This is a genomic window from Rhizobium sp. 0TCS1.26, from assembly GCF_050455525.1.
Classification (GTDB): Bacteria; Pseudomonadota; Alphaproteobacteria; order Rhizobiales; family Rhizobiaceae; genus Neorhizobium.
Window position 1 is genome coordinate 686,341 of record NZ_JBCIYV010000002.1, and the last position, 21,592, is coordinate 707,932.

Genomic DNA, 21,592 nt, shown 5'->3' on the forward strand with positions numbered 1-21,592 from the left:
GACTGGGGGCGGTGCCTAGGCACCGCCCTTTTCCATGTTCGCCCGATGGATGTGGTTCAGAAGGCCTCGCGCACCAGCGGAGTGTCGCGGTAGTGGCGATCGAGGTAGGCGAGCGTAGCCGTCGCATCGACCGGCCGGCCGTAGTGATAGCCCTGCCCCATGGCGCAGCCGAGCGCCTTCAGCTTTTCGGCATCCGCCGGCTCCTCGATGCCTTCCGCGACCACCTCAAGATCGAGCCCGTCGCACATGGCGATGATGGCCTTGACGATATGTTCCGATGCGCGGTCGGTGGTGATCCGGGCGATGAAGGCACGGTCGATCTTGACCTTGTCAAAGGTGAAGTCGCGCAGCCTTCCGAGGCTGGACTGGCCGGTGCCGAAGTCGTCGAGGGAAATGCGCATGCCGGCGCCGCGCAGCTCGTTGATGATCCGCTGTGCCGTCTCGGCCGAACTCATCACCGCGGTTTCGGTAATCTCCAGCTCCACGCGGTTCGGATCCAGACCGACGCGCCCGAGTGTTGCCAGGATCGTCTGGACGGTGCCCGGCTCCATCAGCTGCACGGATGACAGGTTGAATGACAGGAACAGCTCGCGCGGCCAGGACAGGGCGGCCTCTGCGGCCTTGCGCAGCAGGGTTTCGGACAGCGCATCGATGAAGCCGCGCTCTTCGGCAAGCGGTACGAAGACGGCAGGCGACACGAAGCCGAGATCAGGATCGATCCAGCGGGCAAGCGCTTCGAAGCCGACCAGCGAGCCATCGCGAATGCGCACGATCGGCTGGAAATGGACGTCCACCGCGTCGGCGATGATGGCATTGCGCAGCGCCTGCTCCAGCTGCGTCGAGCGCTTCATCTCCTGGGCGATCTGGCGCGAATAGACGGTGATCTGGCCACGGCCGCGGCGCTTGGAGCGGTAGAGCGCCGTTTCAGCGCTCTTCAGCAGTTCCTCGAACTCCTCGCCGGCGAACGGATAGATGGCAAAGCCGAAGGAGGCGGAAAGCCGGACATTGCGGTCGCCGAGATCATAAGGTGCCGACAGCACTTCCTTGATCATCTGGCCCAGGCGCTCGGCGCCGTTCTTCTCGAAGACCAGCGGCAGCAGGAAGACGAACTCGTCGCCGTCATGACGGGTGACCGTCGCACCGTCGGGCATGCAGGCCTTCAGCCGGTGCGCTACCTGACAGAGGATCTCGTCGCCGGCCTGCGAGCCGAACAGGTCGTTGATCGGCTTGAAGCCGTCGAGATTGGCGATGCCGAGGGTAAAGGGTGCCGGGTCCTCGGCTCGTTCCGTGACGATAAGCCGGACTTTTTCCTTGATCCGCTGACGGTTGCCGAGACCCGTAAGGGCATCCCGGTAAGCCATTGCCTGCAGTTCTCTATGGGCGACCTCTGGCAACGGTTTCACCGCCGAATTCATGCATTGCCCCACGCATCTTTGGGTTTGCCGCAGAATGCGGCCCAAAGATTAAGAAAGGCATAGCAGTAGATACCGGGATATTGGGGGGGTGCCGAAGGGTCTGCGGCGGCTTTGACGAGGGGTCAGCCGGTGTCCTGGCGCCAGGCGCGGGACGTCTCGCCGAGATACTGGCGGAACTTCTCCTCGAGGATATCCGGGCTCAGCGGCTTCATCACCACGTCGTCGATACCGGCGGCCCAGCAGGCGTCGCGATCGCCTTCGACAGCCGGGGACAGCACGCCGATGATCGGCGTCGTACCCGGAAATTCCTCCGACTCGCGGATCTTCGAGGCAGCCTCGAAGCCGTTCAACACCGGCAGCGTGATATCCATCAGCACCAGCTTCGGCGACAGCTCCCGCCACAGCCGGACCGCCTTCTCGCCATCCGAAGCAATGGCGTACCGATAGCCGAAGCCTTCGAGGATCTGCGTGAAGACGATCTGGTTGACGGCATTGTCTTCCGCCACGAGGATGTCGATGGATGGCTCGGTGGAGATCTGCCAGTCGCCGTCATCGACCGGCTCGCTGACCACCGGCGGATTGCGCAGGTGACGGGTGATGTTCTTGACCAGGTCGCGGTGCAGCTGGAACGCCTCGAAGACCAGCACGTCGATGCCACAGGTCTGCGCCAGTTCAAGGCAGGCGATATCCATGGCGGCGTCGATGACCACCAGATCGATCGTGACGCCAGTATCGCGGGCAACTGCAAGGATCGCCTGGAGCTCCTGCGGATCGCGGGCAGCCGTCGCATCGAGCCCGAGCCGCAGCAGAAGCGGCAGGCCTTCGTTCTCGACCGACGTGTCGCCGGTCACCAGCAGGATCCGCCGTCCGGCGATATCGTCCGCCGCCGGCCGGACCGGAACTGGGCGATCACCCTGTCGGCGCAGATCCGAATGGACGAAATCGACGCCCTCGATGCCGGTCAGCAGCCGCTCGCCCTGCAGCCCGGCCTCGACGACGTCCGACAGATCCTCCATGGCTGTGACCACCAGGTAGCGGCCGGGCTTGCCGACCCTGAACTTGCGGGTGATGACCGCCGTCTCGGCGCCATCCGGCCGGACGAGCTTTTCGGCGATCTGGTAGGCGGTGCCGGTTTCGATGACCTGCTGGTTGATGCTGTCGACGCGGGCCGAGAGCTCGGCCGAATGCAGGTCTGTCGTCCGCCGTCCCAGCATCTGTTCGGATTGCAGGTCGTAGAGCGCACAGGCGGCGCGGTTGACGGCGACATAGGCGGAGTTGCGGTCCTGAACGGTGACCGGGAAAGGCAGGCTGTCGAGGATCTCCTCGGTCACCTGGACCCGTTCGAGATCGGAACGCCACTGATCCTCGCGTTTGCGGTGCTCGGAGATGTCACGGAAGATGCAGATGCCGAAGCCGGACGGCATTCGCCGCTTGGTCAGGCTCATCCAGCGGTCGGTGCCACGCTGCACGACGGTTTCGGCGCGCTCCTTCCACAGCGAGGCGATCTCGCCGGCGATCCAGTCGGCTCGCCCGACGCGCGACCGGCGTTCGGGCTCGGGCTGGTTCGGCCAATAGCCGCCGTGATCGTAGAGTGTGCCGAAGATATCGCGCAGGCGTGTGCCTGGCACCGGGGCGACGGAAAAGGCAGGCAGGAAGCTCTTCAGCTGCGGGCTCGCAAAGACAATCGCGTCCGTCCGGTCGTAGACCAGCATGGCGCCCGAAACTGCGTCGGCGATGATCTCCAGAAGCTGCGACGGGAAGGTGTCGTCCGAAAGCATGCCGGCAGTCATCGGAAGCCGTTCCGATGGCGACATGTGGCCCCAGATCGGCCGAGCCGGCGGCTCACTCGTGCCGGTCGCATCTTCGCATCCTCGTCGTCAGGCACAGTCGCCCCACTGCAGGGTCCCGCCTTGTTCTGATATGATCCGCCCGCCGCGGCCATCGATACCCAAACGATTAGACGGTCCGCGTTAAGGTCGACTTAACGGTTCGAAGCCCGGGACAAGGACGTCGCGGGGCTTTTCATCGCCGGGCGGATGCGAGACAATGGCGGCATGCCCGTCAGACAGCTGCCAGAAACCCTGATCAACCAGATCGCCGCCGGCGAGGTCATCGAGCGACCCGCCAGTGCCGCCAAGGAACTGATCGAGAACGCCATCGATGCCGGTGCCACGCGCATCGAGATTGCCACGGCCGGCGGCGGCAAGAGCCTCATCCGGATCACCGACAACGGCAGCGGCATGGATGCCGCCGACATCGACCTTGCGGTGCGCCGTCACTGCACCTCGAAGATCACCGCGACGCTCGACGACATCCGCACGCTCGGCTTTCGCGGCGAGGCGCTGCCGTCGATCGGCTCGGTCGCCAAGCTGTCGATCACCAGCCGTCGGGCCGGCGCCGATACCGGCGTCGAGATCACCGTCGTCGGCGGACGCGTATCGCCGGTTCGGCCGGCCGCTGCCAATCAAGGCACGGTGGTCGAGGTGCGCGACATCTTCTTCGCCACGCCGGCGCGCCTCAAGTTCCTGAAAAGCGAGCGGGCCGAGGCCGGCGCCATCACCGAGGTGGTGAAGCGCATGGCAATCGCCTTCCCGCATGTGCGCTTCGTCCTCTCCGGTTCGGACCGCTCCACGCTCGAGTTCCCGGCCTCGCCCGACGATCCGTTGACGCGCATGGCCCAGGTGCTGGGCGCCGATTTCAAGGACAACGCGATTGCCGTCGACGCGCTGCGCGAGGACGTCGGCCTCAAGGGCTTTGCCGGGGTGCCGACCTTCAACCGCGGCAATTCCGGTCACCAGTACGCCTTCGTCAACGGCCGGCCGGTGCAGGACAAGCTGATCCTCTCGGCCATCCGCGGCGCCTATGCGGAGACCATTCCGTCCGGCCGCTACCCGGTCGCCGTGCTGTCGCTGACGCTCGATCCGGCGCTGGTCGACGTCAACGTGCATCCGGCCAAGTCGGACGTCCGCTTTCGCGATCCGGGGCTGGTGCGCGGGTTGATCGTCGGCGCCATCCGCGAGGTTCTCGCCCGCGAAGGCGACCGCGCCTCGACCACCAGCGCCAGCGGCATGATGAGCGCCTTCCGGCCGGGGTTCGGCGGCGTGGGCTACGCCCAGCAACCGCTGCGGACCGCCTGGTCGGCGGCCACCTCGCCCTACCGACCCGTTAGTGGGTTCGCCCAGGCAGCCCAGCCCGACGGCTTTTACGAGACAGAGCAGGCGGCGTTCGAAACCGTGCTCTCTCCCAGCGCCCGCGCCGATCAGGGCTTTGCGACACCGGCCCTTGCAACTCCCGCCGAACGCCTGCAGACATCGGAACCGGTGGAGCTCGCCACCCGCTACCGGCTCGGGGCGGCACGCGCGCAGCTGCACGCGAACTACATCGTCGCCCAGACGGAAGACGGACTGGTGATCGTCGACCAGCACGCAGCCCATGAGCGGCTGGTCTTCGAAGCGATGCGCAAGGCGCTGGAACAGGAGCGACTGCCGTCGCAGGTGCTGCTGATCCCGGAGATCGTCGACCTTCCCGAGGAGGATTGCGACCGGCTGATGGTGCATGCCGAAGCGCTGGAGAAGCTCGGGCTGGCGATCGAGCGGTTCGGTCCGGGCGCCGTCGCAGTGCGCGAGACGCCGGCACTGCTGGGCGAGGTCGATGCAGCGAGGATGGTCCGCGACCTGGCCGACGAGATCGGCGAATGGAATACGTCGGAAGGCTTGCGCGGCCGGCTGGAGCATGTCGCGGCGACGATGGCCTGCCATGGCTCGGTGCGCTCCGGACGGCGCCTGAGACCCGAGGAAATGAACGCGCTGCTGCGCGACATGGAGGCGACGCCCGGTTCCGGCCAATGCAATCACGGACGGCCGACCTATATCGAGCTGAAACTCAGCGACATCGAGCGGCTGTTCGGGCGAAGCTGAGATATTTCTCGTCGCCGTCGGGACCGGCACTGGTCTTCGCGCGCCGCCGGCGATAGATCATGGCGATGATATTCGGCAGGAGACGCAAGATGAACCGTTTCGAAGGCGGCATGAACCGGGAGGCCAAGATCCGTTACCTCGACGGCGACTACCAGATCCTGACGCCCGGCGCCTACGTGCTCTGCGCCATGACCGGCGCCTCCATCCCGGTGGACGAGGTCCGCTACTGGAGCGTCGCCCGCCAGGAAGCCTATGTCGACCTGCAGTCCGCTGTGGAAGCCGACAAGCGCGCCGGCATCCTGCCGAACCAGAAGCGCGCCTGAGGCTTAAACATTCGGGCTGCTTGCCTGCCCCTCACCCGCGATCGGAGCAGGGCTAGCCCTACCCGTTGCGCAGCCGGCGAGCCCTGCATCGTTCGATCGCCTCGTCGATCATCCGGCCCGGTGCCTGCGGGTCATCAAACAGCATGTCCACCTCGACCACCGTCAGCCGCTTCAGGAGCGCCTCCGCTGCATCGTGATGGCCGGCGAGCCGTACCGCATCCTTGGCGGTGGTGACGAGCGTCAGGCCCTGTCTGCCGGCATCGTTCATCAGGTCGAGAAGCTCGTCCTCGACGAAGTGGTGGTGATCCGGAAAATCCCGGCTGGCGACGATCTCGCCGCCCATGGAACGCACCGTCCGGTAGAACTTCTGCGGGTCGGCAATACCGGCAAAAGCGAACAGTCGCTTGCCGGCGATCTGCGGGTCCGGGCGCGGCACCAGGCTTGCCACGTGGACCGCCTTCCCAGCCCGCGCCGTCTGGCGAACGAGGCTGTCCGCAGCCGACCCGCTGCCGACCTTCAGCATTGCCGACATCTGCCGCATCTGTTCGCGCAGCGGCGCGCGCACCGGTCCGGCGGGCACCAGATGGCCGTTGCCGATGCCGCGCATCGCATCCACAACCACCAGCGCGAAATCGATGGTCAGCCTGGCGCTCTGGAAACCGTCATCCATGATGATCAGGTCGGCGCCTTCAGAGACCAGCCGCTGGGCGCCTTCGTAGCGCCGCCTGGAGATCACCGTCATAGCCTCGCGCACCAGGAGCAACGGCTCGTCGCCGACCGCATCGGCGCGGTGGTGGTGCGGATCGACCAGCGTCGTGACGTCGAGCGTGCCGCCATAGCCACGGCTGAGGAAGCCCGGCTTCAGCCCACGGGCCTTGGCGGCCCGGGCGATGGCGAGCGCTGTCGGGGTCTTTCCGGCACCGCCGACGGTGAAATTGCCGACGCAGAAAACCGGTACCGGCACACTGGGACGGCGGGTGCGGGCCATCCGACGGCCGGCGATGCGGCCGTAGACCTGTGAGATCGGCCACAGGCTCCAGGCTTTCCAGTCCGCTCTTCCCCACCAAAAGGGCGGTGCTTCCGAAACCATCTCTTCCCCTCAAAACGGCGCCGGCGAAAGCCGTGGTATCTGCCTGTGCGTCAGGCCGGCTGAAAGACCGGTAGCAGGGTTTCCAACCCGAGAATATCGCCCAGCACGTGGTCGGCCGCAGCCTCCAGCGTCGACAGCGAACCGGTGCCGCTCAGCACTGCCACCTTCAGGCCGGCGCCGGCCGCAGCGGCCATGTGCAGGTCGTGATTGTTGTCGCCGATGACGGCGACCTGCGACGGCTCCAAGCCAACGGCACGGCAGAAGCCGAGGACCATGCCCGGTTCCGGCTTGCAGCCGTGGCCGCTGTCGTAGCCGGCAATGAAATCCAGATGTTCGAGAAAGCCGAAACGCCGCGCCGTCTCGCGGATCGACCGTTCGTTGTCGCTGGAGGCGACGCCGAGCCGATAGCCGCGGCGTCTCAGGCGACCGAAGAAGGCGGCGAGATCGGTCACCGCGACGGAAAAATCCGCAGCCCTGACGAACAGGTCGTCAAGCGCCACGGTCAGCGTCGCGACGTCGAGCGGCGATCCGGCTTCCACCAGTCCCGCGGCAATCTGTGCGGCGGTGCCGGCGGCAAACAGACTGTCGGCCATCGTCCGGCCGGTCACCGGATCCATGCCGCAGGCGATCAGCAGGCGCTCCTCGAAGGCGCTATCGCCGCCGGCGGCCGCGATGCGCGCCGCCTCGCGGTTCACCGGGCCCCAGCTTTCGTCGTACCGGAGGATCGTGCCGTCCTTGTCGAACAGCAGGCCGCGGATCAGGGCGGGATCGGTCGCCGCCATCAGATCAGGCGCCCGCACTGGCCGGTCGCAGCCGGGCGGTCACGGTCAGCGGGTTGATGTAGGGTTCGAGCGCCTTGACGGTGGTCGACAATGCGCCGCGCATGTCCTGCACCGCCTCGTGGCCGCAGTCGATCATCTTGCGGCGGGCAATGTCGTTGGTCATCAGGTAGTGGACGGCCTTGGCCAGCATCTCCACGTCGCGGACCATGCGCGCGCCGCCCTTGCGGATGATCTGCTGATAGGTCTCGCGGAAATTCTGGACGTTCGGACCCGACAGCACCGCGCAGCCGACCATCGCCGATTCCAGCGGGTTCTGGCCGCCGTCTTCCGTGAGCGAGCGCCCGACGAAGGAGATCTCCGTCATCCGCAGGTAGAGGCCCATCTCGCCGATCGTATCGCCGAGGAAGATGTCGGTCTCGGGCGTGATGACATCACCCCGCGACCGGCGGGCAACGACCAGACCCTTCTGCTTGAGCATGGTCTCGATCTCGTCGCCGCGCTCCGGATGGCGCGGCACGATGATCGTCAGCTGATGGTTGCGCGGCTTCAGCGCCCGGTGGACGAAGGCGGCGGCGGCCTCCTCGCCATCGAAAGTGCAGATCGCAGCCCAGGTCTTGCGATCGCCGACCTGCGACCGGTAGCGCTCCAGAACCTGCGGATCATAGGGAGGCGGATCGGTGTCGCCTTTCAGGTTGCCGGAAATGATCACCGGCCATGCGCCGAGATCGCGGAAACGTTCGGCATCGACGTCCGAGCGGGCGATCACCAGCGACAGCTTGCCGAACAGCAGCTCGGCGATGGCCGGATTGTTCTGCCAGCGATCATAGGAGCGATCCGACAGGCGCGCGTTGACGCGGATCTGCGGAATGTTGCGGCGGGTCAGTTCGGCAAGCGTCGTCGGCCAGATTTCCGATTCCGCGGTGATCGCCGCATCCGGGTGCCAGTAGGCGATGAACCGCTTGATCGGAAATTTGACGTCGAGCGGCACGTACTGGTGGATCACCTCGTCGCCGAGCCGCGACTGCACCAGCGAAGCCGAGGTGACCGTGCCGGTCGTCAACAGGACGTGGATGTTGCGGCGAACCAGTTCGCGGATGAGCGGGATGACGGCATTGGTTTCGCCAACGCTTGCCGCGTGAACCCAGATCAGCGGACCGTGCGGCCGGGCCCGGCTCGGGTAGCCGAGCCGTTCAAGCCGGCGCTGTCGGTCTTCCTTGCCCTTCAGGGCGCGGTAGGCGAGATAGGGCGTGACGAAGGGATAGGCGCCGATACCGGCGACACGGTAGCCAAGCAAAGCGGCGCGCGCCAGACCGCTCTTCACTTCACCCGCTCCCGCTTTTCCGCCATCCGCATCATCCCGTCTGCCGCTCTATCCTGCACATTGGCCTATGCGTTACAAATGCGTCAAAAACGCGCCGGCAAAGCCGGCCGCGTCGGACGTGCGGGCGGATCAGCCGTTGCTGTCGGGGTCCAGCAGGCGGTGCATGTGGACGATGAAGTAGCGCATCTGCGCGTTGTCGACCGTCTGCTGCGCCTTGGACTTCCAGGCGGTCAGCGCCGTGGCGTAGTTGGGGAAAATGCCAACGATATCCAGCGCCTGGAGATCCTTGAACTGGACGCCCTGCAGGCTTTCAAGCTCGCCGCCGAAAACCAGGTGAAGGAGTTGTTTCTGTCCGCTCTGGTCGGTCATGCTCAGCCTCGTCTTTTGTCTCTGCGAGCCCTTCTCCTGCGGCATTCCGGGCCAAAGGTCAACCCGCGTCCAGCCCGGCCACCAAGCTATCCAGCACATGTTCCGCAGCGCCGCACAAAACCCCGTGCTGGACGTCGGCGCGGTTATAGACGAGGCGCTTGCCCTGCATGTCGACGAGCCGTCCGCCTGCCCGCTCAAGGATAAGATCGGCCGCCGCCAGGTCCCAGTCGTGCGAGTTGCGCTTGACGACGGTGCCGTCGATACGGCCGGCCGCGACCATCGCCAGCCGGTAGGCGAGCGACGGCACGTGGCGGATCCTGCGCAGGGTGCTACGGAAAGCCGGGTTGAAGCTCTTCAGCGTGTCCTCTGCAACGGCGATCTCGCTCACCTCTCCCGGCCGCGCCGCCGAAACCGCGATCGGCTGGCCGTTGAGGACGGCCGGGCCGCCTGCCACCGCGAAGAACTCCTCTTCGAGCGCCGGGGCAAACAGCACGCCGGCCACCGGCGACCCGCGATGGACGACGGCGACGCTGACGCACCAGGTCTTTTCACCGTTGATGAAGGCGCGGGTGCCATCGATCGGATCGACCACGAACAGCGTTTCGCGCTTGAGCCGGGCGGCATCGTCGTCGGTTTCCTCCGATAGCCAGCCATAGTCGGGACGCGCGCCGAGAAGCAGCATGTGCAGCCGGTCGTTGGAGGCGAAATCGGCGGCGCTGACCGGCGAGCGTCCCTCGAGCTTCCACCAGACCTCCGGCGACTTGCCGAAATGCGACAGCGCGATCTCGCCCGCCTGTCGCGCCGCGTCGCGGATCAAGGCCAGGTCGTCGTTCCAGTCTCGCGCTGTCTGTTCGGTGAAAGTCATAGCCCCGCCAGCGTCATGCCCTCGATGGCAATGGTCGGTGCGGCGACGCCGTACTTGCGATCGATATCGTTCGCCGGCGTCAGGCGCATGAACATGTCCTTGAGGTTCGAGGCGATCGTCACCTCGGAGACAGGGAAGGCAAGCTTGCCGTTCTCGATCCAGAAGCCGGTCGCGCCGCGCGAATACTCGCCGGTGATCATGTTGACGCCTTGGCCGATCAGTTCGGTGACGTAGAAGCCGGTACCGATACCGGCGATTAGATCCTCGGGCGAAATGTCACCCGGCTCGAGCGCCAGGTTGGTGGAGGCCGGCGATACGAGATTACCGCCCCTCACGCCTCGGCCATTGGTGGCAAGGCCAAGCTCGCGGCCGGTCGATGTCGACAGGAACCAGTGATTGAGGACGCCGTCCTCGATCATCACCATGCGCTCGCCCTTGACGCCCTCGCCATCGAACGGACGCGAAGAGGAGCCACGGACCACCAGCGGGTCGTCGGTGATGCTGAGGCCCGATTTCAGCACCTGCTGACCCATCCGGTCGCGCAGGAAGCTGGTCTTGCGGGCAACCGACGCACCGTTGATGGCGCCGGCGATATGGCCGACGAAACCACGCGCCAGGCGCGGATCGAACACCACGGTCAGATTGCTGCCCGTCGGCACCTGGCGCGGATTGACGCGCTTGACGGTGCGCTCGCCGGCGCGGCGGCCGATGACCTCCGGTGCATCGAGGTCGGCGGCGAACAGGCGACTGTCGAAATCGTAGTCGCGCTCCATCTTCGTGCCCTCGCCGGCAATCACGCTGACCGAGCGGCCGAAACGGCTGGCCATGTAGTTGCCTGAGAATCCGTGCGAGGTGACCAGCACCATGCCGCCGGCACCGGCCGACGCACCGGCTCCGGACGAATTGCTGATGCCCGGCACATCGAGTGCCGCCTGCTCGGTGGCAAGCGCTGCCTCGGTCAGGGCGTCCGTCGAAATCTCCGTCGGATCGAACAGGTCGAGATCCGGATAATCCCGCGCCAGGCGATCCTCGTCGGCGAGGCATGCGAAGGGATCCTCCGGCGACACCTTGGCCATCGCCACGGCCCGTTCGGCGAGCGCCTTCAGATCGAAGCCGGGATTGGCCGAGACACTGGCGACCCGGTTGCCGACGAAGACGCGCAGCGAGAAATCGTCGCTCTCGGACGCTTCTGTGCTTTCCACCTTGCCGAGCCTGACGCTGACCGAACGGGATCTGGAGCGAACGATGACTGCATCGGCCCGATCGGCACCCGCTTTTTGTGCAAGATCGATAAGCTCGCCGGCGCGAGACTGCAGGGCACCGGAATCGATTTCAGAGGACATGCAATGAGCCTTTCATTCCAGAACCATGTATTGTGGACTAAAGGATGCATCAAGGGCGGCAAGGCGATTCTTGCCCGCTTCCAGTCCAGCACGTCGAGGCTTCATGGCGAACCCTGATCCGCTCTTCAACGAAACGCTCCTGCTTCTCGCCGGCACCGTCGTCGCCGCGCCTTTGTTCAAGAAACTCGGCCTCGGCACGGTGCTCGGCTATCTCGCCGCCGGGATTGTCATCGGCCCTGTCCTGCAGCTGATCAGCGATCCGGAGGAGGTTCTGCACGTCTCCGAACTCGGCGTCGTGTTCCTGCTATTCATCATCGGGCTGGAGCTCAAGCCGTCGCGGCTGTGGAAGATGCGCGGTGAGATCTTCGTGCTCGGCACGGCGCAGGTGATGCTGTCGGGCCTGATACTGACCGGGCTCGCCTGGGCCGCCAACATCGCCAGCTGGCAAGGCAGCGTCATCGCCGGCTTTGGCCTGGCGTTGTCGTCAACCGCCTTCGCGCTGCAGATCCTCAACGACGGCGGTGAGACCAACAGCCTCTACGGCCGACGGTCGTTTTCCATCCTGCTGTTCCAGGATCTGGCGATCGTGCCGCTTCTGGCGCTGGTGACGGTGCTCGGTTCGGGCCATGGCACGGCCGAAAGCTCGTTTCTGATCGATTTCGCCGAGGCCGCGGCGGCGGTGCTGATCATGGTTCTGGCCGGCCGCTACCTCCTGACGCCGATGTTCCAGGTGATCGCCCGCACCGGTGCGCGCGAGGTGATGCTGGCGGCCGCCCTGCTGGTGGTGCTGGGATCGGCCGCCGCGATGCAGCTGGCCGGGCTGTCGATGGCGATGGGTGCCTTCCTGGCCGGCGTGATGCTGGCCGAATCCTCCTATCGGCACGAGCTGGAGGCGGACATCGAGCCGTTTCGCGGGCTGCTGCTGGCAATGTTCTTCCTTGCCGTCGGCCTTTCGCTCGATCTTGCCGCAGTCGCGTCGAACTTCTGGCTGATCCTCATCGGCGTGCCGCTGTTCATGATCGTCAAGGCGCTGGTGCTCTACGGTCTCTGCCGCTTCTGGGGTTCGACACACGAGGATTCGGCGAGCATCGCTGCGCTGCTGCCGCAGGGCGGCGAATTCGGCTTCGTGCTGTTCACCACCGCTGTCGCCGCCGGTCTGCTGACGCCCGCCGACGCCTCGCTGCTGATCGCCAGCGTCACCCTGTCGATGGCGCTGACGCCGCTTGGCGTGGCGATAACGCAGCGCCTGCTGGTGCGCGACAGGCACGAGGAGATCGACGAAGATTTCGAAGGTGCCGGCGCCGACATCCTGATGGTGGGCTTTTCGCGCTTCGGCCAGATCGCCGCGCAGATCCTGCTCGCCGGCGGCAGCGAGGTGACCGTCATCGACGATTCTGCCGACCGTATCCGCCAGGCAGGCACGTTCGGATTCCGCATCTATTTCGGCGACGGAACGCGCCGCGAGGTGCTGCTGGCGGCGGGCATCGAGCGGGCGAAGATCGTCGCGGTGTGCACCCAGAAGCGTGAGGTGACGGATCGCATCGTCGACCTCATCCGCTCGGAATTCCCCGATGTCCGGCTGTTCGTGCGTTCCTACGATCGCATCCACACGCTGTCTCTCAGGGCGCGCGAGGTGGAATACGAGCTGCGCGAGACGCTGGAATCGGGGCTGCTGTTCGGCCAGAAGGCGCTGGAGGCGCTTGGCAAGCCGGAAACCGAAGTCTCGGCGATCGGTGACGACATCCGGCGGCGGGACGAGGAGCGGTTGCAGATCCAGGCGGCGGACGGCATCAGTGCCGGCCTGCACATGCTGCACACGCGGCCGGTGCGCCCGGAACCGCTCACCAAGCCCAAGCGCATGCCGGCGCCCGATCCGATGGAAGCGGCGGAAGAAGCCGATACGATGTAGGTCGATGCGGCAGCTGGTGGACGAGCACCGTCCGGCAGCACCGTTCAGACCCGGTCGGTCACCGACAGCAGGGCTTCGAGGCCACGCTTCAGCTCGTCCTTGACGCCTTCGGCTTCAGCGAGGATCTCGCGCGCCTTGAGGAAATCGAGGACCCGGAAGCGGTTGACCGAGGGGCGCAGGAAGAGATGCGGCGGGTGCAGCTTCATCGCCAGCGATATGGCGCCCTGCATCATCAGCTGGCTGGCGCCGAACATGCTGTCGAAGCGGTTCGGCGGGTGCGTCCCGTCACCTTCGGGCGCGCCCACCACGTCGATGCCGATGACGATGTCGCTCTCCGGCATGACGTGCTTCCACGGCACGGGATTGAAGATGCCGCCGTCGACCATGACGCGGCCGTTGATGCGCACCGCCATGAACAGACCTGGGATCGCCGCGGAGGCCGCAATCGCCTGGCGCAGGTCGCCCTCCTGCAGGATCGCTTCAGCCTGGCCGTAATAATCCGTGACGGCGATCTTCAGCGGGATTTCCAGCGCCTCGAAGCTGTCCGGCACCTGTGCCGGCAGGAAGGCGCCGAGGATGCGCTCCAGGTTGAAGTGTCCCAGCCGGAAGCCGCCGACACCGTCGCGCATGCTGCTGGGACCCAGCGACCAGAGCCGGTTCAGCACCGCGTTGCGGTTACCGATGGTCTCCAGCGTATGGTCGCGGATTTCCGCACCGCTCATGCCGGCCGCCATGCCGGCGCCGAAGATCGCACCGATCGACGAGCCGGCGATCGCCACCGGCCGGATGCCCATCTCGTCGAGTGCCTCGATGACGGCAATGTGGGCGATGCCCCGCGCTCCGCCGCCGCCGAAGGCGATGGCGACGCGCGGTGTCCGTCCTTTCGGCAGTCGATCCGTTTCAGGAAGAGAAAGCCGAGTGGTCATGACCGACCTCTTATGCCGGTTGATAGCGGAAGAAATGGATGCGGGTATCGCCGAAGATCCGCTGTTCCAGCGGCTGGAAGACAGGGGCGACCGCCGGCTCGACATCGGCGCGTTCCTCGAGCACGACGAGCGCACCGGGCATGACCCAGCCGCCTTCATGCGCCGAGAGGATCGCCGCTTCGCCGAGCCCCTGCCCATAGGGCGGATCGGCAAACAGGAAATGGCAGGGCTCCATCGTGCCGACGGGACCGAGCTTGGTGGCGTCGCGGCGCAGGATGCGGGCGCGCCCGTGCAGGCCGAGGCTTTCGATGTTTTCCCAGAGCAGGCCCCTGCCCTCGACGCCGTTCTCGACGAACAGCGCGGAGCGACAGCCGCGCGACAGGGCTTCCAGACCCACCGCGCCCGTGCCGGCAAAGAGGTCCATCACCCGCGTTGCCTCGATCGCGTCCGGATAGACGTGACCGATGATATTGAAAAGGCTTTCTCGGGTCCGGTCGACGGTCGGCCGGATCGCATTGGTTTTGGGCGTGGCCAGGTTACGGCCGCGAAACTCACCTCCGACGATCCGCACGCCCGTTACCCTCTCGGCGTTCTGGAGCGTGCGCCGCCCTTCGGACCGGCACCCGTGCCACGGGTTCCGGCGGGACGACCGCCGGGTTTACCACCCGGTTTGCCGCCTGCGGGCTTCGATCCGCCGGGCTTGCCGCCAAACGACTTTCCGCCGCCCGGCCTGCCGAATGGCTTTCCACCGGATGGCTTGCCACCCGAAGGTTTGCCGAAACCGCCGCGACCTTCCGGACGCTCGGAACGTTCGCCAGCCGGCCGGCCAAAGCCTTCGCGACCCGTGCCTTCGGCCCGCTCGGCCGACGGACGACCGGAATAGGGTCTTGCACCGGCGGGCTTGCCGCCAAAGCCGCCACGACCGCCCTCGGAGCGTTCGCCGGAGGGCTTGCCGGAATAGGGCCGCGCGCCGGACGGCTTGCCACCGAAACCACCACGCCCGCCTTCGGGACGGTCACCGGCGGGACGGCTAAAGGCACGCTCGGCGTTTTCACGCGGCGAACGACCAGGCCCGGCACCGGCGCCATACGGCTTGGAGCGCGGACGATCATTGTCGTCCCGCGGCTTGCGGTCGCCGCGCGGACGGTCGGAGAAACTGCGGTCTTCGCCGCGCGCCGGACGATCACCCCGGTCGGGACGGTCAGAGCGTGCCGGGCGATCGCCACGCGGCGGCCGGTCGCCACGGTCGCCACGGCCAGCGCCATCGCGCGGGCTGCGGGCGGCCGGCTCGTCGGCACGGATCCAGTCGCTGTCGCCCTGTACGCGGTTGACCTGGACGCGCAGGCTCACATCGTCGGTGCCCTTGGCGAACAGGCGCTCGGCCTCGGCGCGTGCCGAAGGACTGCCCTTGCCGTCGGCGGTCGGGCGGGCGCCCGGTGCCATCCAGACATTGGCGGTGCGCGACGTGCCCATCGGCGGGCGCTTCTTCGGCCTGTCCTCGTCGAACTGGCCGGCGCCCGGCTTGCTGCCGAATCTGGGCTTGTCGCCGAACTTCGGCTTGTCGCCAAACTTCCTGTCGCCCGAACCCGGCTTGCCGCCGAACTTCCTGGGGCCGGAGGAACGCTCGCCTTCGTGGCGCTCGCTGCGGCCCTGCTCGCCGTCACGGCGGTCGACGCGCTTGTCTTCGGTGCGGCCCGAGGGCCGTTCGCGACGCTCGGCACCCCAGCCACCCTCGGCCCGTTCGCCGCGGGCGGACGGCTTGGCAGCCGGCTGCTCTTCTTCGGCCGGTGCATCATTGTAGATCGGCGCGTCGAAATTGGCCTTCGATTCCTCGATCAGACGCGGGCCCAGCTGGTCGCGCAGCATGCGGCCGCGCACCTCGACCACCTGGCCTTCGGGCAGATCGCCAAGCTGGAACGGTCCGTAGGAAATGCGGATCAGCCGGTTGACCTCGAGACCGAGGGCGCCGAGGACGTTCTTGATCTCGCGGTTCTTGCCTTCGCGCAGGCCCATGGTGATCCACACATTGTGGCCCTGGGTGCGGTCGAGGGTCGCATCGATGGCGCCGTAGAGGACGCCGTCGACGGCGATGCCTTCCTTCAGCTTGTCGAGCTGTTCCTGCTTGATGTCGCCGTAGGCACGGACGCGGTAGCGCCGCAGCCAGCCGGTGGTCGGCAGTTCGAGAACGCGCGACAGGCCGCCGTCGTTGGTGAGCAGCAGCAGGCCTTCGGTGTTGATGTCCAGGCGGCCGATCGACAGCACCCGCGGCAGCTCTTCCGGCAGGTTCTCGAAGACCGTCGGGCGGCCTTCCGGATCGGAATTGGTCGTCACCAGGCCGGCCGGCTTGTGGTAGAGCCACAGGCGCGTGCGCTCGATGCCGCGGATCGGCTGGCCGTCCACTTCGATGTGATCCGACAGCGTCGCGTTGACGACCGGCGTCTCGAGCACCTTGCCGTTGACGCTGACGCGGCCCTCCATGATCATCCGCTCGATGTCGCGGCGCGACGCGATACCGACGCGCGCGAGGATCTTCGAGATCCGCTCGGGCTTGCCCGCCGTGGCATCGGCCACCGGCGCGGCTGCGGCCACCGGCTTGCGCACCGGTTTGTCGCGCATCGGCTTTTCGGCACCTGTCGGCTTTTTGGCAGTGGTGGCTTTTTTGCTGTCACGCTCGAAGGGCTTGCTGCCCGCGCGCTTCGGCTTGTCTTTGAAGCTCATATGTTGTTTGCCTGAGGCATGTGTCGGACGCAAAGCATCCAGAACATGTACGTTAACTTTACGGACATCGGGTCGCGCCCCGAAAATGCCGGGCGCAACGCAGGTTGGACCGTTCCTACCAGTTCGCGTCCTCCTGGTTAAGAGGGAATCGCCGCATGGGCGGGACAAATCGCTTCATGGATGAGGCACTGGTGGAAGCCCGCAAGGCCGGTGCCCGCGACGAGGTGCCGATCGGCGCGGTGGTCGTGGTGGATGGGGCGGTCGTCGGCCGGGCCGGCAACATGACGCGCGCCACCTGCGACCCGACGGCGCATGCGGAAGTGGTGGCGATCCGCATCGCCTGCGAGGCGCTGGGCCAGGAGCGGCTGACGAATGCCGATCTTTACGTGACGCTGGAGCCCTGCACGATGTGCGCGGCGGCGATCTCGTTTGCCCGCATCCGCCGGCTCTACTACGGCGCCAACGACATCAAGGGCGGGGCGGTGGAAAGCGGCGTGCGGTTCTTCGGCCAGCCGACCTGCCATCACGCGCCGGACGTCTATTCGGGCATCGCCGAAAGCGAGGCCGCAGGCCTGCTGCTGGGGTTCTTCCGTGGAAAACGGGAGGAGTAGCGATACACTTGCAGGATGCTGGCGGAATCGAACCAAGACGGTCGAATTTGTCCGCTTACCTTGCTCTCGCTGGCCCAGCGAGCCGCCTGAGGGGAAGAATGGAAAGCGACCCTGGCGCCAACGCGCGTCTTGCCAGCGGCGAGACGATGCCGGCAGGCGGATGAGACCGAAATTCACGCAGTGGTCACCAGGTCATCGACGAACGACCCAACCTCACCACCTTAGAAATGAAGCCCTTATTGGAAGGGCTTCCACCAGGACGAGGTCTTGCTCGAATCGGTCGCGGCCTTCTTGCGCTCGCGTTCCTTCTTGAGTTCCGGCTCGCCGAGATCCTCGAGATTGGCATTGTCGGCGATGCGGTACTGTGTCGGCGGCTCGGTCAGGGTGCGGCGCTGGCCGGCGATACCGGGGTTTTCGGCATTCGTCTTGGCCTGACGGAAGGCTTCCCACTTCTGGCTTTCGGTCATCGTGCCGGCGGTGCCGTTGCCGGCCAGAAGCGGCGAGCGGTAGTTGGGATTGTTGCGGTTGTCTTCGGCTTCCTGACGCAGGCGGGCGCGGGTTTCCTCCGGCGATTCCACCCAGTTCGGATTGTTCTCGCGGCTGGCAAGCGAGGTCTGCGGTGCCGGCAGGTCACCCGTCTGCTTGCCGCGCACGACCAGTGCCGGACGCGGATTGTACTTGGTGTCGGCGTTCTTGGCGCCGGGCGTTACCGCCACCGCATCGCCCAGGTCGTCCATCAGCTGTTCGGCCGCTGTCTTGCTGGTGCCATAGGTCGGGCTCGACATGCAGCCGGTCAGTCCGACGGACGCGACGGCCACAGCGAGAATGCCTGCGCGGGCGCGAATTCCTTGCGTCATTTTCATTCAAACCCTTCCAGCCGCGCCCGTCCCGACGCCTGCGAGATCCAATGTCACCCGCCTGACCGAAAAATCCGGCCAATTTCAGGCAGACTTACCGGATGATCCGCCAAAGCGCAATCATCCGGCCTTCCACTTACATGAGCGCTGCCAGCTCGCGCAGCGCCTGCGCATCGCGCGCCGAAACGTCCGGATACTCCGGATCCGATCCGACATCGCGGGTGATCTTCCACGACCGGGCGCAGCGCGTGCCTTCCGCAAGCTTCGGCTCGACGGAGACCTTCGTTCCGTCGTCGAGACGGAAGGCATCCGCCGGTCCCTCGCCCTCGACGACCGAGATGTCCGAGGTGATGCAGATTTCCGCGAAATCGAGACCGTCGAGTGCCCGGTAGAGTTCCGGCTCGGCGACATAGACGACCGGCGCCGCCTCGAGCGACGAGCCGATACGCTTTTCGCGACGCTCCACTTCCAGCGCGCCGGTGACGGCACGACGGACGGCGCGGACGTGCTTCCACTTTTCCGATACCGCTTCGTTCGACCATTCGGCCGGAATGTCGCGGAACTGCTCCAGATGCACCGATTCCGCTTTCGGATCGCGCGACAGCCAGGCTTCTTCCGAGGTGAATGGCATCATCGGCGCAAACCACAGCACCAGGCAGTCGAACAGCTGGCGGATGACATGCAGGGCGGCGCGACGCTTCAGGCTCGACGGTGCCTCGCAGTAGAGCGTGTCCTTGCGGATGTCGAAGTAGAAGGCCGACAGTTCGACATTGGCGAAATCGGACAGGGCCCGGACGATGCGTTTGAAGTCGAATTCGTCGTAGCCCTTGCGGACCACCTGGTCGAGCTCGGCCAGCCGATGCAGCATCAGCTTTTCGAGCTCCGGCAGGTCGGCATAGGCGATCTCCTCGCCCTGATCGTGGGCGAGCGTGCCGAGCATCCAGCGGATCGTGTTGCGGATCTTGCGGTAGGCGTCGATGTTAGTCTGGATGATCGTCTTGCCGAGACGCTGGTCCTCGGCGTAATCGGCACTCATCACCCAGAGGCGCAGGATATCCGCCCCCGACTGCGCCATCACCTCTTGCGGGGTGACGGTGTTGCCGAGCGACTTCGACATCTTGCGACCGTCCTCGGCCATGGTGAAGCCGTGGGTAACGACAGCATTGTACGGCGCCCGGCCGCGCGTTGCGCAGCTTTCCAAGAGCGACGAGTGGAACCAGCCGCGGTGCTGGTCGGAGCCTTCGAGATAGACGTCGGCCGGCCATTTGAGGTCCGGACGGTCTTCCAGCGTGAAGGTATGCGTCGAACCTGAGTCAAACCAGACGTCGAGAATGTCGGTGACCATCTGCCAGCGCTCGCCGTCATGGTCGCCGAGGAAGCGCTGCTTGGCGCCTTCGGCAAACCAGGCATCGGCACCTTCGGCCTCGAAGGCTTCGAGGATGCGGGCGTTGACCTCGTCGTCCTGCAGGACATTGCCATCAACATCGGCGAAGACGCAGATCGGCACGCCCCAGGCACGCTGACGGGAGAGGACCCAGTCCGGGCGCTGTTCGATCATGGCGCGCAGGCGGTTCTGGCCGCCAGCCGGCACGAAGCGGGTCTGGTCGATGGCCGAGAGCGCGCGGGTGCGCAGCGTCGTGCCGTCACCCAGCTCCTTGTCCATGTAGACGAACCACTGCGGCGTGTTGCGGAAGATCACCGGCTTCTTGGAGCGCCAGGAATGCGGGTATTCGTGCTTGATGCGGCCGCGGGCAAACAGCTTGCCGACGGCGATCAGCGCCTCGATGACGCGCTTGTTGGCGTCGCCCTTCTTGCCGTTGTCGTCGAGCACGCGGGCGGCACCACCTTCGGCCGAAGGGCCGAAGCCCGGCGCATCCTCGGTGTAGAAGCCGGCATCGTCGACCGGGAACGGGATTTTCGGGTCGATGCCGCGGGCTTCGAGCTGGCGGACATTGGCCATCCAGGCCTCGAAGTCTTCACGACCATGAGACGGCGCCGTGTGGACGAAACCGGTGCCGGCATCGTCGGTGACGTGGTCGCCGTCGAGCATCGGGACTGGGAACGTGTAGCCCATGTCGACCAGCGGGTGGGCGCAGGTGATCGCACCGAGTTCCGCTCCGGTGACGTCGCGGACCAGCTTGAAGGTCAGCTTGGCCTTGGCGGCGCAGTCTTCAGCCAGCCGCTTGGCGAAGATCAGCTTCTCGCCCGGCTGCGGGCCGAAATCGTTGACGGCTTCGGTGACTTCGTACAGGCCGTACTCGATCCGAGACGAATAGGAGATCGCCCGGTTGCCGGGGATGGTCCATGGCGTGGTCGTCCAGATGACGACTGAAGTCCCATACAGATCCGCGTTGAGAGAACTTGTGTGTGTCATCACTCGGTCCATCTGCTCAGGATGGGTCCGCGCAATTGCCTCCACCACCGGGAACTTCACCCAGATCGTGTCGCTCTCGACCTCCTGGTATTCCACCTCGGCTTCGGCCAGCGCCGTGCGCTCGACGACCGACCACATGATCGGCTTCGAACCGCGGTAGAGCTGGCCGGACTTGGCGATCTTCAGCAGTTCGCCGGCGATGCGGGCTTCGGAATGGAAGGCCATCGTCGTGTAGGGATTGTCGAAATCACCCTCGATGCCGAGGCGACGGAATTCCTCCGACTGGATGTCGATCCAGCCTTGCGCGAACTCGCGGCATTGGCGGCGGAATTCGTTGATCGGGACCTCGTTCTTGTCCTTGCCCTTCTCGCGATACTTTTCCTCGATCTTCCACTCGATCGGCAGGCCGTGGCAGTCCCAGCCGGGCACGTAGTTCGAGTCGAAACCGCGCATCTGGAAGGAGCGGGTGATGACGTCCTTCAACACCTTGTTCAGCGCATGGCCGATATGGATGTTGCCGTTGGCGTAGGGAGGGCCATCGTGCAGCACGAATTTCTCGCGGCCGGCAGCAGAGGCGCGCAGGCGCTTGTAGAGGCCCATCTCTTTCCACTTCGCCGCCGTTTCCGGCTCCTTCTGCGGAAGGCCGGCGCGCATCGGAAACTCCGTCTGCGGCAGATAGAGGGTCTTGGAATAATCGAGCTTGTCTGCGGTATCGTTCATGGATCAACCATCGGGAAAGGCGACCGGCAGCGGTCGCAGAATGTCATGGAAT

17 protein-coding genes are annotated in these 21,592 nt (G+C 65.8%); 4 read left to right on the plus strand and 13 right to left on the minus strand.

Going from position 1 to position 21,592, the window contains the following annotated elements; genetic code table 11:
- Nucleotides 1-56 precede the first annotated feature (56 nt).
- Both AAIH46_RS10520 and AAIH46_RS10525 read right to left on the minus strand, forming a co-directional pair.
- Nucleotides 57-1,415 (minus strand): putative bifunctional diguanylate cyclase/phosphodiesterase, encoded by a 1,359-nt coding sequence (locus AAIH46_RS10520; RefSeq protein WP_430305808.1) that lies wholly within the window; start codon nucleotides 1,413-1,415, stop codon nucleotides 57-59.
- Between the two features lie 122 nt (nucleotides 1,416-1,537).
- A complete protein-coding gene (locus AAIH46_RS10525; RefSeq protein ID WP_430305809.1) occupies nucleotides 1,538-3,205 on the minus strand; it encodes a response regulator in 1,668 nt (555 codons plus the stop codon).
- A gap of 264 nt (nucleotides 3,206-3,469) precedes the next feature.
- Between AAIH46_RS10525 and mutL the strand changes: the two genes are divergently transcribed.
- Together mutL and AAIH46_RS10535 are read left to right on the plus strand one after the other, a co-directional pair.
- Nucleotides 3,470-5,332 carry a DNA mismatch repair endonuclease MutL gene (mutL, locus tag AAIH46_RS10530; protein ID WP_430305810.1) on the plus strand — a complete coding sequence of 621 codons (1,863 nt, stop codon included), beginning with the start codon at nucleotides 3,470-3,472 and terminating at the stop codon, nucleotides 5,330-5,332.
- 89 nt (nucleotides 5,333-5,421) lie between these two features.
- A complete protein-coding gene (locus tag AAIH46_RS10535; RefSeq protein WP_430305811.1) occupies nucleotides 5,422-5,655 on the plus strand; it encodes a DUF2093 domain-containing protein in 234 nt (77 codons plus the stop codon).
- Between the two features lie 58 nt (nucleotides 5,656-5,713).
- Here the strand turns inward: AAIH46_RS10535 and lpxK are convergent, their stop codons facing one another.
- From lpxK to AAIH46_RS10565, 6 genes are all read right to left on the minus strand, one after another.
- On the minus strand, nucleotides 5,714-6,745 hold the full coding sequence (gene lpxK, locus AAIH46_RS10540) for a tetraacyldisaccharide 4'-kinase (RefSeq protein ID WP_430305812.1): 1,032 nt from the start codon (nucleotides 6,743-6,745) through the stop codon (nucleotides 5,714-5,716).
- Nucleotides 6,746-6,795: 50 nt separating this feature from the next.
- Complete coding sequence (locus tag AAIH46_RS10545; protein ID WP_430305813.1) at nucleotides 6,796-7,527, minus strand: HAD family hydrolase; 732 nt, start codon at nucleotides 7,525-7,527, stop codon at nucleotides 6,796-6,798.
- Between the two features lie 4 nt (nucleotides 7,528-7,531).
- On the minus strand, nucleotides 7,532-8,848 hold the full coding sequence (gene waaA / locus AAIH46_RS10550) for a lipid IV(A) 3-deoxy-D-manno-octulosonic acid transferase (RefSeq protein ID WP_430305814.1): 1,317 nt from the start codon (nucleotides 8,846-8,848) through the stop codon (nucleotides 7,532-7,534).
- Nucleotides 8,849-8,977: 129 nt separating this feature from the next.
- Complete coding sequence (locus AAIH46_RS10555; RefSeq protein ID WP_430305815.1) at nucleotides 8,978-9,217, minus strand: DUF4170 domain-containing protein; 240 nt, start codon at nucleotides 9,215-9,217, stop codon at nucleotides 8,978-8,980.
- Nucleotides 9,218-9,275: 58 nt separating this feature from the next.
- Entirely contained in the window at nucleotides 9,276-10,082 is an 807-nt protein-coding gene (locus AAIH46_RS10560) for a 3'(2'),5'-bisphosphate nucleotidase CysQ (protein ID WP_430305816.1), read from the minus strand.
- The gene (locus tag AAIH46_RS10565; RefSeq protein ID WP_430305817.1) at nucleotides 10,079-11,425 is read right to left on the minus strand and encodes a TldD/PmbA family protein; all 1,347 of its coding nucleotides are present in this window, start codon (nucleotides 11,423-11,425) and stop codon (nucleotides 10,079-10,081) included. Before AAIH46_RS10565 ends, AAIH46_RS10560 begins: the two co-directional genes overlap by 4 nt.
- A 103-nt stretch (nucleotides 11,426-11,528) precedes the next feature.
- Here AAIH46_RS10565 and AAIH46_RS10570 point away from each other — a divergent pair, with 103 nt between their 5' ends.
- Nucleotides 11,529-13,334: a monovalent cation:proton antiporter-2 (CPA2) family protein gene (locus AAIH46_RS10570; protein WP_430305818.1), complete on the plus strand. Its 1,806-nt coding sequence runs from the start codon at nucleotides 11,529-11,531 to the stop codon at nucleotides 13,332-13,334.
- Between the two features lie 44 nt (nucleotides 13,335-13,378).
- Here AAIH46_RS10570 and AAIH46_RS10575 read toward each other — a convergent pair whose 3' ends face one another.
- The 3 genes from AAIH46_RS10575 to AAIH46_RS10585 are packed head-to-tail and all read right to left on the minus strand — an operon-like array spanning nucleotide 13,379 to nucleotide 16,978.
- A complete protein-coding gene (locus AAIH46_RS10575) occupies nucleotides 13,379-14,260 on the minus strand; it encodes a patatin-like phospholipase family protein (RefSeq protein ID WP_430305819.1) in 882 nt (293 codons plus the stop codon).
- 10 nt (nucleotides 14,261-14,270) lie between these two features.
- Nucleotides 14,271-14,831: a 16S rRNA (guanine(966)-N(2))-methyltransferase RsmD gene (rsmD, locus tag AAIH46_RS10580; RefSeq protein WP_430305820.1), complete on the minus strand. Its 561-nt coding sequence runs from the start codon at nucleotides 14,829-14,831 to the stop codon at nucleotides 14,271-14,273.
- A gap of 5 nt (nucleotides 14,832-14,836) precedes the next feature.
- Complete coding sequence (locus AAIH46_RS10585; protein WP_430305821.1) at nucleotides 14,837-16,978, minus strand: pseudouridine synthase; 2,142 nt, start codon at nucleotides 16,976-16,978, stop codon at nucleotides 14,837-14,839.
- 155 nt (nucleotides 16,979-17,133) lie between these two features.
- Between AAIH46_RS10585 and AAIH46_RS10590 the strand changes: the two genes are divergently transcribed.
- Complete coding sequence (locus tag AAIH46_RS10590; RefSeq protein ID WP_430305822.1) at nucleotides 17,134-17,589, plus strand: nucleoside deaminase; 456 nt, start codon at nucleotides 17,134-17,136, stop codon at nucleotides 17,587-17,589.
- A gap of 236 nt (nucleotides 17,590-17,825) precedes the next feature.
- Here AAIH46_RS10590 and AAIH46_RS10595 read toward each other — a convergent pair whose 3' ends face one another.
- Both AAIH46_RS10595 and ileS read right to left on the minus strand, forming a co-directional pair.
- Nucleotides 17,826-18,452 carry a hypothetical protein gene (locus AAIH46_RS10595; RefSeq protein ID WP_430305823.1) on the minus strand — a complete coding sequence of 209 codons (627 nt, stop codon included), beginning with the start codon at nucleotides 18,450-18,452 and terminating at the stop codon, nucleotides 17,826-17,828.
- 130 nt (nucleotides 18,453-18,582) lie between these two features.
- On the minus strand, nucleotides 18,583-21,540 hold the full coding sequence (gene ileS, locus AAIH46_RS10600; RefSeq protein ID WP_430305824.1) for an isoleucine--tRNA ligase: 2,958 nt from the start codon (nucleotides 21,538-21,540) through the stop codon (nucleotides 18,583-18,585).
- Between the last annotated feature and the right edge of the window lie 52 nt (nucleotides 21,541-21,592).

Excerpts from the sequence above, each read along its gene's own strand:
- AAIH46_RS10520 (WP_430305808.1), bottom strand. The coding sequence starts at position 1,415 with ATGAATTCGGCGGTGAAACCGTTGCCAGAGGTCGCCCATAGAGAACTG.
- AAIH46_RS10525 (WP_430305809.1), bottom strand. The coding sequence starts at position 3,205 with ATGACTGCCGGCATGCTTTCGGACGACACCTTCCCGTCGCAGCTTCTG.
- mutL (WP_430305810.1), top strand. The coding sequence starts at position 3,470 with ATGCCCGTCAGACAGCTGCCAGAAACCCTGATCAACCAGATCGCCGCC.
- AAIH46_RS10535 (WP_430305811.1), top strand. The coding sequence starts at position 5,422 with ATGAACCGTTTCGAAGGCGGCATGAACCGGGAGGCCAAGATCCGTTAC.
- lpxK (WP_430305812.1), bottom strand. The coding sequence starts at position 6,745 with ATGGTTTCGGAAGCACCGCCCTTTTGGTGGGGAAGAGCGGACTGGAAA.
- AAIH46_RS10545 (WP_430305813.1), bottom strand. The coding sequence starts at position 7,527 with ATGGCGGCGACCGATCCCGCCCTGATCCGCGGCCTGCTGTTCGACAAG.
- AAIH46_RS10555 (WP_430305815.1), bottom strand. The coding sequence starts at position 9,217 with ATGACCGACCAGAGCGGACAGAAACAACTCCTTCACCTGGTTTTCGGC.
- AAIH46_RS10560 (WP_430305816.1), bottom strand. The coding sequence starts at position 10,082 with ATGACTTTCACCGAACAGACAGCGCGAGACTGGAACGACGACCTGGCC.
- AAIH46_RS10565 (WP_430305817.1), bottom strand. The coding sequence starts at position 11,425 with ATGTCCTCTGAAATCGATTCCGGTGCCCTGCAGTCTCGCGCCGGCGAG.
- AAIH46_RS10570 (WP_430305818.1), top strand. The coding sequence starts at position 11,529 with ATGGCGAACCCTGATCCGCTCTTCAACGAAACGCTCCTGCTTCTCGCC.
- AAIH46_RS10575 (WP_430305819.1), bottom strand. The coding sequence starts at position 14,260 with ATGACCACTCGGCTTTCTCTTCCTGAAACGGATCGACTGCCGAAAGGA.
- AAIH46_RS10585 (WP_430305821.1), bottom strand. The coding sequence starts at position 16,978 with ATGAGCTTCAAAGACAAGCCGAAGCGCGCGGGCAGCAAGCCCTTCGAG.
- AAIH46_RS10590 (WP_430305822.1), top strand. The coding sequence starts at position 17,134 with ATGGGCGGGACAAATCGCTTCATGGATGAGGCACTGGTGGAAGCCCGC.
- AAIH46_RS10595 (WP_430305823.1), bottom strand. The coding sequence starts at position 18,452 with ATGAAAATGACGCAAGGAATTCGCGCCCGCGCAGGCATTCTCGCTGTG.
- ileS (WP_430305824.1), bottom strand. The coding sequence starts at position 21,540 with ATGAACGATACCGCAGACAAGCTCGATTATTCCAAGACCCTCTATCTG.